The organism is Acinetobacter sp. P1332 (genome assembly GCF_044057475.1).
In the GTDB taxonomy this organism is placed as follows: Bacteria; Pseudomonadota; Gammaproteobacteria; order Pseudomonadales; family Moraxellaceae; genus Acinetobacter; species Acinetobacter johnsonii.
The window spans coordinates 1,045,151-1,058,294 of record NZ_CP171157.1 but is presented as its reverse complement, the minus strand read 5'-3'; the positions used below and the strand labels follow the sequence as shown (position 1 = coordinate 1,058,294).

Annotated in this window: 13 protein-coding genes; 5 read left to right on the top strand and 8 right to left on the bottom strand. The window is 39.6% G+C overall.

Annotation, left to right across the window (positions count from 1 at the left end; genetic code table 11):
* Positions 1-2: 2 nt before the first annotated feature.
* The 4 genes from ACFN7Z_RS05115 to ACFN7Z_RS05100 all read right to left on the bottom strand — a co-directional run bounded on the left by ACFN7Z_RS05115 (position 3) and on the right by ACFN7Z_RS05100 (position 4,370).
* A complete protein-coding gene (locus ACFN7Z_RS05115; RefSeq protein ID WP_010327160.1) occupies positions 3-1,340 on the bottom strand; it encodes a HAMP domain-containing sensor histidine kinase in 1,338 nt (445 codons plus the stop codon).
* Positions 1,340-2,002 (bottom strand): response regulator transcription factor, encoded by a 663-nt coding sequence (locus tag ACFN7Z_RS05110; protein WP_010327161.1) that lies wholly within the window; start codon positions 2,000-2,002, stop codon positions 1,340-1,342. The genes ACFN7Z_RS05115 and ACFN7Z_RS05110 overlap by 1 nt, the downstream gene beginning before the upstream one ends.
* A 146-nt stretch (positions 2,003-2,148) precedes the next feature.
* Positions 2,149-2,511 (bottom strand): NirD/YgiW/YdeI family stress tolerance protein, encoded by a 363-nt coding sequence (locus ACFN7Z_RS05105; protein WP_004696098.1) that lies wholly within the window; start codon positions 2,509-2,511, stop codon positions 2,149-2,151.
* Positions 2,512-2,612: 101 nt separating this feature from the next.
* Positions 2,613-4,370 (bottom strand): GspE/PulE family protein, encoded by a 1,758-nt coding sequence (locus ACFN7Z_RS05100; protein ID WP_159151648.1) that lies wholly within the window; start codon positions 4,368-4,370, stop codon positions 2,613-2,615.
* 208 nt (positions 4,371-4,578) lie between these two features.
* Between ACFN7Z_RS05100 and ACFN7Z_RS05095 the strand changes: the two genes are divergently transcribed.
* Complete coding sequence (locus tag ACFN7Z_RS05095; protein ID WP_159151647.1) at positions 4,579-5,835, top strand: MgtC/SapB family protein; 1,257 nt, start codon at positions 4,579-4,581, stop codon at positions 5,833-5,835.
* Positions 5,836-5,840: 5 nt separating this feature from the next.
* Here the strand turns inward: ACFN7Z_RS05095 and tsaA are convergent, their stop codons facing one another.
* A complete protein-coding gene (gene tsaA / locus ACFN7Z_RS05090) occupies positions 5,841-6,551 on the bottom strand; it encodes a tRNA (N6-threonylcarbamoyladenosine(37)-N6)-methyltransferase TrmO (protein ID WP_159151646.1) in 711 nt (236 codons plus the stop codon).
* A gap of 102 nt (positions 6,552-6,653) precedes the next feature.
* On the opposite strand from tsaA, the gene ACFN7Z_RS05085 reads away from it, so the two are divergent.
* Together ACFN7Z_RS05085 and ACFN7Z_RS05080 are read left to right on the top strand one after the other, a co-directional pair.
* Positions 6,654-7,433, top strand: coding sequence for a ferredoxin--NADP reductase (locus ACFN7Z_RS05085; protein ID WP_004696086.1), 780 nt, complete (start codon positions 6,654-6,656; stop codon positions 7,431-7,433).
* Between the two features lie 108 nt (positions 7,434-7,541).
* Entirely contained in the window at positions 7,542-8,342 is an 801-nt protein-coding gene (locus ACFN7Z_RS05080) for a DUF2071 domain-containing protein (protein ID WP_010327166.1), read from the top strand.
* A 387-nt stretch (positions 8,343-8,729) separates the two neighbouring features.
* Here ACFN7Z_RS05080 and ACFN7Z_RS05075 read toward each other — a convergent pair whose 3' ends face one another.
* A complete protein-coding gene (locus tag ACFN7Z_RS05075) occupies positions 8,730-9,296 on the bottom strand; it encodes a TetR/AcrR family transcriptional regulator (RefSeq protein ID WP_010327167.1) in 567 nt (188 codons plus the stop codon).
* A 251-nt stretch (positions 9,297-9,547) separates the two neighbouring features.
* Between ACFN7Z_RS05075 and ACFN7Z_RS05070 the strand changes: the two genes are divergently transcribed.
* Complete coding sequence (locus ACFN7Z_RS05070) at positions 9,548-10,390, top strand: hypothetical protein (RefSeq protein WP_395442590.1); 843 nt, start codon at positions 9,548-9,550, stop codon at positions 10,388-10,390.
* Between the two features lie 127 nt (positions 10,391-10,517).
* On the opposite strand, the gene ACFN7Z_RS05065 is transcribed toward ACFN7Z_RS05070, so the two are convergent.
* The gene (locus ACFN7Z_RS05065) at positions 10,518-11,309 is read right to left on the bottom strand and encodes a putative type VI secretion system effector (RefSeq protein WP_010327169.1); all 792 of its coding nucleotides are present in this window, start codon (positions 11,307-11,309) and stop codon (positions 10,518-10,520) included.
* A 161-nt stretch (positions 11,310-11,470) separates the two neighbouring features.
* Here ACFN7Z_RS05065 and ACFN7Z_RS05060 point away from each other — a divergent pair, with 161 nt between their 5' ends.
* Complete coding sequence (locus ACFN7Z_RS05060) at positions 11,471-12,403, top strand: IS5-like element ISAha1 family transposase (protein WP_004637176.1); 933 nt, start codon at positions 11,471-11,473, stop codon at positions 12,401-12,403.
* A 270-nt stretch (positions 12,404-12,673) separates the two neighbouring features.
* On the opposite strand, the gene ACFN7Z_RS05055 is transcribed toward ACFN7Z_RS05060, so the two are convergent.
* A complete protein-coding gene (locus ACFN7Z_RS05055; protein WP_010327170.1) occupies positions 12,674-13,141 on the bottom strand; it encodes a hypothetical protein in 468 nt (155 codons plus the stop codon).
* Positions 13,142-13,144 lie beyond the last annotated feature (3 nt).

Here is a 13,144-nt window from a genome sequence, read left to right as displayed (position 1 = left end):
ATCTAAGCCTCAACCCTATTTAACAGCAGTTCCACTTTTAAACCGCCTAAGTCGGATGAACTAAATAACAACTGCCCTGCGTGTAAATCGACAATTTTCTGACAAATCGATAAGCCCAAACCTGAACCTTGTGTTTTTGTACCTAAAGCCCGATAGAAGCGTTCACCCAAACGCTGGATAACCGCTGTATCGACCCCATTTCCACTATTTTCAATCCTCAGTCTGAGCTGCTGTTTTTCGATCGTGAGATTGACAAAAACTTGTGCCTGCTCGGGGCTATAGCGAATGGCATTGTCGAGCAAATTGCGAAGTGCGCTAAATAAGAGCTGCTCATTGGCCAAGACACAGGCTTGCTCTGCAAGCACCACGTTAATTTTAATCTGTTTTGAGTCCGCAAACGGCTGTAAAGCTTTAATCACGTCCGGCATTAGCAGACTGAAGTCAAACTTAGTCTTCGCTAAGCTTTCCTTTTGCTCAGGGTCTAGACGTGCCAGCAACAACAAATTATCCAACACCTGCACCCCACGACTGACATCTTGTTGGATCTGTTTGAACTCACTTTCAAGTTCAGGAAACTTGCGCTTGAGCACCTGAAGTCGCATTTGTATCGCAGACAGTGGAGAACGTAACTCATGTGAAGCATCCGCGGTAAAGCGCTGCTCTGCCACTAAAGCTTGGTCTAAACGCTCCAATAAAGCATTCAGCTGCGATAGCATCGGTTGTAACTCAATCAGCTCAGGTTCTGGCATAGAAATAGGTGCTAAATCATTGACCGATTTATTTGAAATTTGCTCTGAAACTTGGTGTATCACCCGAAATTTACGTCGAATGGCAAAATGCATCAACAACCACTGTACACACCAGACTAAAAACAACACACCACTGAAAACTAGGATGCTTTGCCAAAAGGCATGGAAACGTTCGGACATCGACTGGGTCACTTGAACCTGCAAACCGTGATTATCCTGTGCAGTATAAATACGCCACAGTTTATGCTCTGACCAATAAAAACCATAAGGTGCATCTGAAACCAAACTCAAATGATCCACGGTAATTTTTTCAGGCACATCTTCGGATGCAGTCAAAAGTTGCTGTGCATTATCGAGTCGATAGCGAATATCAAACTCATCACTAAGCTCTGCCAAGGCTTGACCATTGCTGACCGTTAAATCATCTGCCAGCAACATATCGGCCATTTCATCCATGATTTCATCTTGCATAGACATAGTCTGATAAACCGACACCCCCATAAACATCAGCAATGCCAAAAGCCCCGCCAGTATCGAACTGAGGAGCGAACTTTTAACGAGCTGACGCTGCAGTGAAATTGGCTGAGCCATTATGTGTCCTGATTCATTCTGTAGCCCAAACCACGAATGGTTTTAATACACTGACTACCGAGTTTTTTTCGTAATTGATAAATAAAGACCTCAATTGCATTGCTTTCGATTTCATCACCCCATGCATAAAGACTTTCTTCGAGTTGTTCCCGCGTAACGACATATTCGGGTTTGAGCATCAATTTATGCAAAATTTGAAACTCTTTGGCGGTTAAATTAACAGCTTGACCATTTTGAGTCACACTTTTGGCCTGTGGGTCGAGTTGGATATTGGCATAGCTCAATACCTGCGAGCTACTATGCTGTTGCTGTCGAAGTTGTAAACGAATTCGAGCGGATAATTCCTCTAGACTAAAAGGTTTGACCAAATAATCATTGGCGCCCAAGTCTAGCCCTTCGACTCGATCTCGAATACTGTCACGCGCTGTTAAAAAAATCACAGGAGTCGATAGGTTCTTGCCACGGACTTTCAGCAAAATGTCATCACCTGTGGCATGTGGCAAACCACGATCTAAAAGCACACAGTCATACTGATGCTGTTCAATGGCTAAAATGGCATGGTCGCCCCGTTCCACCCAGTCGACACTGTAGCCATCCATTTCAAGCCAAGTTTTAATACTCTCAGCTTGAGAGGCATCATCTTCTGCTAATAATATCCGCACTGCTTAACCTGCCTAATCACTATTGTTTAGATCATGCCGTGAAATGGCTCAAAATACAAAAAACCACAGGGCTAATATCCATTCAAAGCCCTGTGGTTTTTTTAAGAATGCCCAATCAAAATTGAATTGAACTTGGGCAAGTGTGTTTAGAATTTCACTTGATCTACGTCAATTTCAACGCGTTTTGCTGGTTTGTAGTCAATATCTACTTCACCGATAATGGTTACAGGTGTTTTAGCCGAAATTGCTTTGCCACCCCATAACTCATCATCAATGTCGACAGTAATTGAACCAGTTTGGTCACGGAATTCATACTTCTCATCCCCAATGGCTTTGACCACATAACCTTTTAACTGGACGTGACTGTCATCTTTTAATGTTAACGCATGCTTAACTGTAGTTGGTGTTGAAGCAGCAACTGCCGCTTGGTTCACTGCGGTGTTTGCTACAGCGACAGTGGTTGAGCCAATAACACCTGCAACCAATAACGCTTTCATCATCATATTCATATCCAGTACCTCTATTTAATTGTTCACCTATTCGATGAAGTCATTAAACCAAAGCTAGATGAGCTGAATCTTAAGAAAGCTTCAAGTAATGCATTAAACGCTTAGTTGAGTGGGACAACACGTAACACTTCTTCTAGCGTGGTGACGCCTTCTAAAACTTTACGTGCACCCGCAATTCTTAAAGGCTCAATGCCTTCTTTTTTGGCTTGTTGACGCAGTGCAGTCAAGTCACCATTGGCACCAATCAGTTGCTTGGCTTCTAAACTCACCGGCATAAATTCATAAATACCGACTCGTCCTTTATAACCCGTTTGCCGACACTCTTCACATCCTACTGCGGTAAAGACTTTTTCAGGCATTTCCATGATGTAATCAAAAGTCAGATGCTCCCATTCTTGGCTGTTGATTTGCTTTTCAACTTTACAATGTGGACATAGATGACGTACCAGACGCTGTGCCAATACCCCTAAAATGGTTGCCGCGGTTAAAAACGGTTGTACGCCCAAATCATGCAAACGCGTTAGACTGGAAGGTGCATCATTGGTGTGCAGAGTTGACAACACCAAATGTCCTGTAAGTGCGGCCTGAATCGCCATATTGGCCGTATCATGGTCACGAATCTCACCGACCATAATAATGTCGGGGTCTTGACGCATCAGCGCGCGAACACCATCAGCAAAACCAAGATCAATACCTGTATTCACCTGCATTTGGTTAAAACTCGGTTCTAACATTTCAATCGGGTCTTCAATGGTACAGACGTTCACCTGTTCCGTAGCCAATTGTTTCAAAGAAGAATAAAGCGTGGTGGTTTTGCCTGAACCTGTTGGCCCTGTTACTAAAATAATGCCGTGACTATGCGAAGTCAGCGCTTGCCAATTACTGAGCAAATGCCCTTCAAAACCCAACTGCTGAAAACTGCGCACTAGAACTTCAGGGTCAAAAATACGCATCACCAACTTTTCACCAAAAGCAGTCGGTAAAGTCGAAAGACGCAGTTCTGTTTCTTGCCCTTTCGGTGTCCGTGTTTTTAAACGTCCATCTTGTGGTTTACGTTTCTCTGCCACGTTCATTCGACCTAAAATTTTAATCCGCGAAATCACTGCGGTTAAAGTATTGGCTGGCATGTTATAAATCGTATGCAATACCCCATCAATACGGAAACGAACTTTGCCGTTGTCTTTACGTGGTTCTAAGTGAATATCACTGGCACCTTGCTCAAAAGCAAACTGTAAAACCCAGTCAACTAATTTAACAATGTGTTGGTCATTGGCATCTGGATTTTGACTATCGCCCAACTGTAAAAGTGCCTCAACACCTTTATTATCACGGTCATAGCTCCCAGACTTCTGGGAGTTACTGACAGCACGGCTCACCTGATAATACTCGACCATATAGCGCTGTAATTGTTCAGGGCTAAGTAATACACGCTGGATTTTTTTCGGTGCAACATTCTGCTCCAAATTTGCAATCCAATCTTTCATATAGGGCTGATCTGTTGCAATCAACACTTGATTGGCCTGAACTTCAACTGCCAAGATTTTATTGCGGAAGGCGAATTCTTGAGACATCACCGAAGTCAACGCTTGCACATCGGCTTTGAGTGGATCAATCACATAAAACGGTAATTGGGTCTTTTCGGCTAACCATTGACACAGCCGATTTAATGTCAGTCTCGACTGTGGATGCGACTGATCCACCAGATTAAAATGAGCAATCCACTGTAGTGGATGCCACTTCAATTGATCGCGTTGACGGTGCGAGGTTTGTACTAGATTTTTTTCTTTTTCAGTAATTCGCCCATCTTTAAAGAGTTGATCTAAGCACCAAGTGGTATCAATTTCAAAATTAAAATTCATTGTTATACGTCCCCAAACATAACCCCACTATAGCAAGATTTTCTGTATTCATTCGCACAAAGCATAAGCAAATCCCACAAATATTGAGGAGTAGCCAAGCTCATAAATATAATCACGAATTTACTCACAAATCTTGCTCTTTTAACTTGAATCCACCTTCAGCATTCGCCTATATTTTAGACAGATCATTAGCTTTTGTGAGATAGGCTTGGACTTCAGCGCAATTTCCATCAACAGCTTGGCTTTATCTGAGGTCCTCATCACCTTGGCTTCAGCATTAGGCTGTGGCCTATTGATTGGTTTAGAACGTGAACGAAGTAAACAACGTGAAAACCAACAGAGCTTTGCAGGACTACGCTCCTTTGCCATTTGTGCACTCCTCGGTGCTATTTGTTTTTTATTTGGTGTCAATATTGGCATTGTCGGTGCGCTGATCATCGGCGGCATAGTTATATTTTCAATGAAAAACCAAATAGAAGATTTGGGTTCAACCACCGAACTTGCCTTTGTCATGACTTATTTTATCGGGGCGATGTGCTTATGGAATACCCCCCTTGCTGCGGGTTTAGCCGTGCTCCTGACCATTATTTTAATGACCAAACATCCGATGCACAGCATTGCGGGGAAATGGATTACTGAGGCAGAGTTTAAAGACGGTATCTTTCTCCTAGCGTTGATTTTAATTGCCTTGCCCTTAACGCCGAATACGCCTTTATGGGGTGCTGTGTTGAATCCCTATATTATTTTAAAATTAGTTACACTCATTCTTGCTGTTCAAGCGCTTGCACATATTGCCAAACGACTGCTGAGCACTAAAAATGCCATGATTTTATCGGCAATCGCTTCAGGATTTGTATCCAGTACAGCGACTGTTGCCAGCTTAGGTATGGAAGTACGTGCAGGTCGAGCACTCGCCAAACCCAATGCAGGTGCAGCACTCATGTCCTGTATTGCCACTTTGTTACAATTGCTGATTATCGTCGCTGGTGTAAGTATGCCTTGGCTCAAGACCATACTGATTCCGACCCTTGTGGCAAGTGTCCTTTTAGGGATCTGTGCCTACATGTTGGTACGATCTGTGCCTGCGCAAGAACAACATCAACCCACTGATTCACGCATGTTTAGCCTAAAAGAGGCTGGCATTATTGCTCTGACTTTGACGTTCATCCAAGCGGGTGTGTATGGACTCAACCTTTGGCTGGGAGATGCAGGTTTAATCGCTGGGACTTTACTGGCTTCTTTGTTTGAAATTCATGCAGCGATGGCAACTGTGGTCATGCAAGGAGCACCAGCAGACACGGCAGCAATGTCTGCATTTATCTTAGGTTTGGCTGCACACGCTGTTGCTAAATCCGTTAATGCCGCCTTAACAGGTGGTCAACAATACTTTATTGCTTTTGCCCCAATTCAGATTTTGCATATGATGGTTTTGATTGGGCTGTTGTATTGGAGCTTCTCTCTTTAAGACTCTCATTCTACGGCCGTGATATTCACTGTAGTTTCACCCACTGTAAAAGCGATATCAACAGCAGCAAATTTCATTTTATATACCCGTGCTTCATCATCCTGATACGCCGGTCTAGGATCTAAAGATAAAACGGCTTCAAGCTCTTGTACGGTCTGTACAGACAATTTCCCACTCATCAAGAGCTGCTGCTTCTGCTCGATTGCTCGATCCGACCACATCACCGATTTACGTTTAGGTTCATCTTGCGCATAGCCACTTTCCGCATCTATAACTGCATCTGAGTAGTGAATATAAGGTTTAATATCAACAATTGGGGTGCCATCTAGTAAATCACTTCCTGTGACATACAGCCGAACCGACTTCCCTTCTTTTTTAACGTACTTGAGCTTTACCACCGATAGACCAATCGGTGAAGGACGATACATACTACGCGTAGCAAACACCCCTATTTTTTTATTCCCTCCTAAGCGTGGTGGACGAACTTGTGGGCGAAACTGGGTTTTTTCTGGATTTTTATTGTCATGAAACTGCCACACCAACCATAAATGACTAAATGCCTCAATTCCTTCAAAGGCCAGAACATCATTATAGGGTGCTAGCATTTCAATATACGATTCCACTTGAACCAAATTAGGCTGACGAGGAATACCAAACTTTTCCTTATAAGAAGAGTGCATATAGCCAATAATTGGCAAGGTTAACTCAGTCATCATCACTTTTTCTAATAAGCTCAATTAAATATATTCAGTTTATCGAGAATGATTTTAGATTAGAATAGCAACCTGTTCTAATTTGATAATTTATTGAGACCTTTAATGGCTGCTTTCAACGTCGAAAAGATTACTCACGTCCACCATTGGAATGATACTTTATTCTCTTTTAAAACGACGCGCGACACTGCTTTACGTTTTAAAAACGGTCAATTTGTGATGATCGGCCTTGAAGTAAATGGCAAACCGTTAATGCGTGCTTATTCTATCGCTAGTGCAAACTACGAAGAAGAACTTGAGTTTTTCTCAATTAAAGTTCCTGATGGCCCGTTAACCTCTATTTTACAAAAAGTTAAAGTGGGCGACGAAATTTTGGTATCTAAAAAACCAACTGGAACTTTAGTGCTTGATGACTTAAACCCTGGTAAAAACTTATACCTGCTTTCTTCTGGTACAGGTCTTGCGCCGTTCTTGGCAACCATTCGTGACCCTGAAACCTATGAACGTTTTGAGAAAGTGATTGTGGTTCATGGTACACGCTTCATTTCTGAGTTGGCTTACCAAGACCTCATTTTAGACGAACTTCCGAACAATGAGTTCTTTGAAGAATTAGGCATTAAAGACAAATTGGTTTACTACCCAACGGTTACTCGTGAAGAGTATCCAAACCAAGGTCGTGTCACAACTGTGATTGAAACTGGCGAGATTTTTGAGAAGATCGGTTTACCACGTTTCAACCCAGAAACAGACCGTGCAATGCTTTGCGGTAGCCCTGCATTCCTCGATGACGTTGCTGCACTTCTAGACCAACATGGTTTAAAAGAATCGCCACGTATGGGTGTACTTGGTGACTACGTGATTGAACGTGCATTCGTTGAAAAATAAGATCATATAAAGATATTAAAAAACCGAAGCTTAGGCTTCGGTTTTTTATTTACTCTACGTATAGCTTTATCTAATATTAAAAAATAACAAAATCTAGAATTTAAACCAATGACCTTTCCAGAACTCAAATTTAAAGACTATTTACATCCGAAACCCAAGCCCAGCGGCCTCGATGTACAGTGTAAACTCCAGCATTTTGCCCTCATTACTTATGCCGTCGACCCAGCGCGGCTTAAAGAGATCATTCCAGCACGGTTTAAGTTAGACACGGTCCAGTACCAAGGCAAACAACACGCACTGATGTCGGTAGTACCCTTCATCGATGTCGATTTCAGCTCTGCGGTTTATCCTTTTCCAAAATTCACGATGGGACAAACCAATTATCGGGTCTACGTGATTGATCAGGAGACACAGGAACGTTGCGTTTGGTTTTTAGGAACGACCTTGGACTCTTGGACACTGATCGTTCCTCGTTATGTTTGGCAACTACCGTGGCATCCTGCACAGATTGAATTTGATTGTCAGCAAGATGCAGAGGGTCGATATACACAATATAAAATGCGTACCCAATCGGCATGGGCCACTGCAGATGTGCATTTGTCTCAGTCCGAACATGAGAGATGGCATTTTGAAGGCTTTCCCAATTTAGAAAGTTATCAGGTCTTATTGACTCATCCTTTGGCAGGATTTTACCATCGCCGCGATGGAAAACTCGGCAGCTATCGTGTGTGGCATGGTCGCTTAAATCCGAAACCTGCAACGCTGCATTACGCTCGCTTTGAACTTTTAGCAAAGCTCAATCTTGTATGCTATGAAGATCAGCTCAAGCCCTATAGTGTTCTGATTGAACCAATCAATGAATTTACCATTTATTTACCCCCAAAGTGCTTAAATCATTTGGGTAAATAACGCAACAAATAATAAATACCCTACATATTTTAAGGAATATTAAGCATAATGAATAAATTTCAGCCAAAATAATGAGAGATTGGTTGTTTTTCTCCACAAAGTCTCTATAATTCAACAAAACAGACAAGTCTGTCTATTTTTGCTGAAATACTGAATGACCGAAAACATTCAGAGGGTACAAAAAATATAAGAAGGCACATTAAGTTGCTCATATTCATATCATGCATTATTGTCAAATAATGTGCGATATGGAACATAATCATTATCAGCAAAGCGCGATAACTTAACCGTTATCGCGCTTATTTATTTGTACTTGATTTATTTTAAACTCATTTAAGCCAGCAATATAATGTGTATTGGGTTAAGTTTAAGATGAAATTTTATACATTAGACAGCTGAAAGTTCCATTTGGATTAAAGTATTCACACGCTTCCAATAATCTTCCAAATGCACTTGGTTCGGATCGATTTGCGCCTGTATGGTCATGCCATCCAAAATACTGGATAAAAAAGCCGCCAACTGTTCATCCTGCTTCACACCTAGACGATTCAAAGCCTGACATAACTTGCCTTTTAACCATTCTTTATAATCAATTGCAGGCTGTAGCGAAGAAGGATAAATTTTTGAAATTTCTTCAACTGCCTTTTGGAACATACAACCATTAAAATCCGCGCTATGAAACCAAGCATGGTACCATTCAAAAATTGCACGAATATGGGAGAGATAATCACTTGGGTCACATGCAGCAATCGTCGCTTCAAGCGACTGCTGTAAATTTTGGTTTCTTGTCACTAAGCATTCTTCAATTAATTTAGCTTTAGATGGGAAGTATTTGTAAAACGTCATTTTAGCAACGCCAGACTCGCTAATAATCCGATCCACACCGATAGAATTATAACTATGTGAGTTAAAGAGATTAAGCGCTGTGTTAATGATGTCTTCTTTTTTTGACATTTATTTTACCTGATGCACAAAACTTTAAAATTAAGCCATTAACCCAAAAGAACAGCACATGAAAACGAAATACATCGATTGAAGACGATATTATATATCAAATTTAGACCAACACCGTTTTTTTATAAGAAACAATATCAATATTAAAATAAGCATTTGAAATATATGGCTTTTAAGATAAATAAAACACTAGAAGAATCGAGTCTTTTTCACTATGATAAAAATGATGACAATTAAAATTTACCTCGTATATGAATGCTCTCTCCTTCACCCAGTCTGAACATACCCGCGCAGAAGTTTTGCGCTTTATTGAACAATCCTTAAACTCAGCGTCATGGGCAACCAACACTCAAGCGATCAGCCATTTAAAGCAAATGACAACCGAACATGTTTTATTTCAACATCCGATACTGACACGGCTGCATCAATGCCAACTGAGCCTTGAACAGCTGAAATTTATTCATCTGAATTATTTTACAGCCATTGTTAAAATTTTCACTGATGCTTTGAGTATGGTTATGTATCAAGCGCTGCAACTTGAGCACGACAGTAATATCGTGGAGCAAGACCGCATTGCAGCCAAGATATATGCACGTTATTTGTTGTCGCTAAATCTTCTAGATGAATTGGGTTTTAATACCCACCAACTTGAGAAAAGCTCACCCTCTAAATCGCATTTGGTCTATTTCCTTCAACTGATGCAGCAACTTGAACTCAATGTCACCGATCAAAAACAGACCGAGCCTGAAGCATTTGCAATCGCACAATTTATTCAAGAACATATTCATTCTTATTCAGACTTGCTACTCATTTTGGCTTGTACTGAACTACAAGTGATTAAGTTTAGTGAAGCACTCAGAACTAATCTCGCAGCCTATCATCCTTTATTTACCCAAGGCTACTATGCATGTCATGGCCTTGCAGAAACATGTGATACAACCCTTGCTAACGATGACAATCATGAAGACGATATTTGGGTGCTATTCACACAATGCTATAAACCTGAACAGGCTCTGTATTTCCAGCAACTTCAAACTGAATATTTAAGTCTATGGAATAATTTTTGGAGCAAGATGAATTTGGTATTAAGCTAAACTTAAATCTAAATTTAGTCCAAAATGGTATATTAAAGCTTGGAAAAATCATTCAATTCATACATGAAAAGCCATGCTGGAATAAGTATTGTAGTCAATAACATTGTGTGAAAAGTCTTCTCAACGCTTAATTCAAAGTTTCAACCGTTCTTTTTTTATCAAAATAATCTTCTGGATAAGGGTCTTGTCCTTTTAACTTATTACGATATTTCATTACACTAATCTGAACACCATCATCAGTTAAAAAATCATTATAAAAATCCTGTTCTTCTGGACATTCAAAACCAAGTTTTTTAAATATTTGCTCTGATAATGTTCCAAAATTTTCATATGACTTCTTATAGCCAAAATAGTTTACAAATCCCATTAAGGTACCCACTCCAAAAATCCCCCAAAATGTCCATATAATTAGGCGTAAAAAAGAATCCCAAGAATAAGAAAACTTAAATATATAAAACAGTAGCATTAAAATTGCTATTACTCCCCATGTAATTAAGGTGAAGTAATAAGTTTGTATCATAATAGCCTTATAACCCATTTTTATTGAACGGCCCATTTCATAGATCATATAAAGCAAACCAGATTTAGGATCCAGAATGGCATAAACTTGATGACGTCCATCTACAGGTTTTTCACTAATTACAGCAATAAGTTCATCATTTTCTTTAAAACGTGTCGTCGTAAATTGTCCTAGCAAGGAATATCCTTCTATTTCACCAGTAAACGTGATGCCATCTTTAGCTTTACCTGCCATCACTAGTATGGGAGCACTGGTAAGCAAAGAACTACTTTCAGCCAGTACACCTGCAAAAGCGGTGCCAGTTGCGATTCCTCCTACATTTTGATTTACTGGTATTTTGGACTTGACTTTTTCTAAAGAATGGATCGGGCCTTGAACAAGCTTTAAATTTAGTTTCAAATAATTTACCTTAAATAACCTTTTAATTTCTAGTTAGTTATACATTCCGTTCTTTTTGCTCTATATAATTTTCTGGATAGGGAGCACTTTCAATAAGCTTACGATACGGCTTTGTTGCACAAACCTATCTCTAAAGGCTTATTCCACAATATAATTCTCAAATGAATAAGCCCACACCTAAAATCTATCGTACAACCAATTGGTCTTCTTATAACAGTGCATTAATAAATCGAGGAAATCTCTCAATTTGGTTTGATCCCAAGACTCAATGGTACGCTCAACCCAAAGGTAAACATGGTCGAAATCAAACTTATTCAGATACAGCCATCCAATGCTGTTTAATGATCAAATCCTTATTTCGTCTTTCTTTACGCATGGTCACTGGCTTTGTGCAAAGTCTCATTCATCTTTGTAGATTAGATTGGACAGCACCAGACTATTCCACCATCTGCAGAAGACAAAAGCATATTGATATTGCAATTAACTATCAAAAAAGCAGTAATGGTCTCCAGCTACTCGTCGATTCTACTGGCTTAAAGTTTCTAGGCGAAGGTGAATGGAAGCGTAAGAAACACCAACCTGAATATCGTCGCCAATGGCGTAAACTTCATATTGGTATAGATGCTGAAACCCTTCAAATACGCGCTATTCAACTCACTACAAATAATGTGAGTGATTCACAAGTGCTTGGTGATTTACTCGATCAGATTCCACAAGATGAGCAGATTGACTCTGTCTATACTGATGGGGCTTATGACACCAAGCAATGCCGTCAAGTAATTGCAGACCGACAAGCACATGCGGTGATTCCGCCAAGAAAAAATGCGAAACCTTGGAAAGATACAAAGACCAGCTCGCTAGAGCGAAATGAATTACTTCGAACAGTTAAACGTTTAGGAAGAACAATATGGAAAAATTGGTCAGGCTATCATCGCAGAAGTCTGATAGAAACCAAGATGCATTGCATCAAATTATTAGGCGATAAACTCCGTGCGAGAAACTTTCAAAGCCAAGTCAATGAGATTCATGCACGTGTGGCCGTATTAAATAAATTTACAGATTTAGGCCGACCTCACACCCAAGTTGCCACTTAAATTTAGATAACTTGGAAGAAGTTTAGCTTTTGAATGTTTGTGCAACAAAGCCTTACGATACTCAAACACGGTTCAAAGTAATAAATGATCTTCTCACTTTAAAATTGACTTTCAAGACACTAAAAAAAATTCTACTTTAGCCGTATAAATAAAACCACTTTCCAAATGTAAATACGATTATTCTTTTTAGCAACTGCCTTAACAGGCTCATCGACCACCCATTTTTGACATAAACATATTAAAATAAATAAATTTTTAGGTTAGCTAAATTTAACTTTCCATAAAAAAACCATATACCAAGAATATAATCCCAAGAATAAATCCTAGATACATAGATGAAAGATTAATTAATAGCCACCCCTTATGTTTTTCTTCAAAGACTTTCAAATTTTCTCTATATGTATTTGGAATAATTGGTATTGGTTTATTTTTTTCATCATTTATAGATGGAAAGTGTAACTTTACAGACAAAGTTTTATAATTTGAGTAATATATTAAAAACCAATAAGCAACTACAACCAGATCTCCTCCAACTCTAGAAAACTCTTCTCCACCTCTCTCTCCAAAGAAAAAAACCAAAAAATCTCTCTTATTATTCTTTATATAGACTTTATTATACATATATGTAAATAACAGCAATAAAAGACCAAAAGGAATAATTAAAAAAACACAAATAAGAAATATATCATCAGTAACTATAATATCTCTAATTCTAATATTTTTTAAATCTTCAAACATAAC

What these genes read in the sequence shown, in the direction of transcription:
- ACFN7Z_RS05115 (WP_010327160.1), bottom strand. Translation starts at nt 1,340, where the DNA reads ATGGCTCAGCCAATTTCACTGCAGCGTCAGCTCGTTAAAAGTTCGCTC.
- ACFN7Z_RS05105 (WP_004696098.1), bottom strand. Translation starts at nt 2,511, where the DNA reads ATGAATATGATGATGAAAGCGTTATTGGTTGCAGGTGTTATTGGCTCA.
- ACFN7Z_RS05100 (WP_159151648.1), bottom strand. Translation starts at nt 4,370, where the DNA reads ATGAATTTTAATTTTGAAATTGATACCACTTGGTGCTTAGATCAACTC.
- tsaA (WP_159151646.1), bottom strand. Translation starts at nt 6,551, where the DNA reads ATGATGACTGAGTTAACCTTGCCAATTATTGGCTATATGCACTCTTCT.
- ACFN7Z_RS05085 (WP_004696086.1), top strand. Translation starts at nt 6,654, where the DNA reads ATGGCTGCTTTCAACGTCGAAAAGATTACTCACGTCCACCATTGGAAT.
- ACFN7Z_RS05080 (WP_010327166.1), top strand. Translation starts at nt 7,542, where the DNA reads ATGACCTTTCCAGAACTCAAATTTAAAGACTATTTACATCCGAAACCC.
- ACFN7Z_RS05075 (WP_010327167.1), bottom strand. Translation starts at nt 9,296, where the DNA reads ATGTCAAAAAAAGAAGACATCATTAACACAGCGCTTAATCTCTTTAAC.
- ACFN7Z_RS05070 (WP_395442590.1), top strand. Translation starts at nt 9,548, where the DNA reads ATGAATGCTCTCTCCTTCACCCAGTCTGAACATACCCGCGCAGAAGTT.
- ACFN7Z_RS05060 (WP_004637176.1), top strand. Translation starts at nt 11,471, where the DNA reads ATGAATAAGCCCACACCTAAAATCTATCGTACAACCAATTGGTCTTCT.
- ACFN7Z_RS05055 (WP_010327170.1), bottom strand. Translation starts at nt 13,141, where the DNA reads ATGTTTGAAGATTTAAAAAATATTAGAATTAGAGATATTATAGTTACT.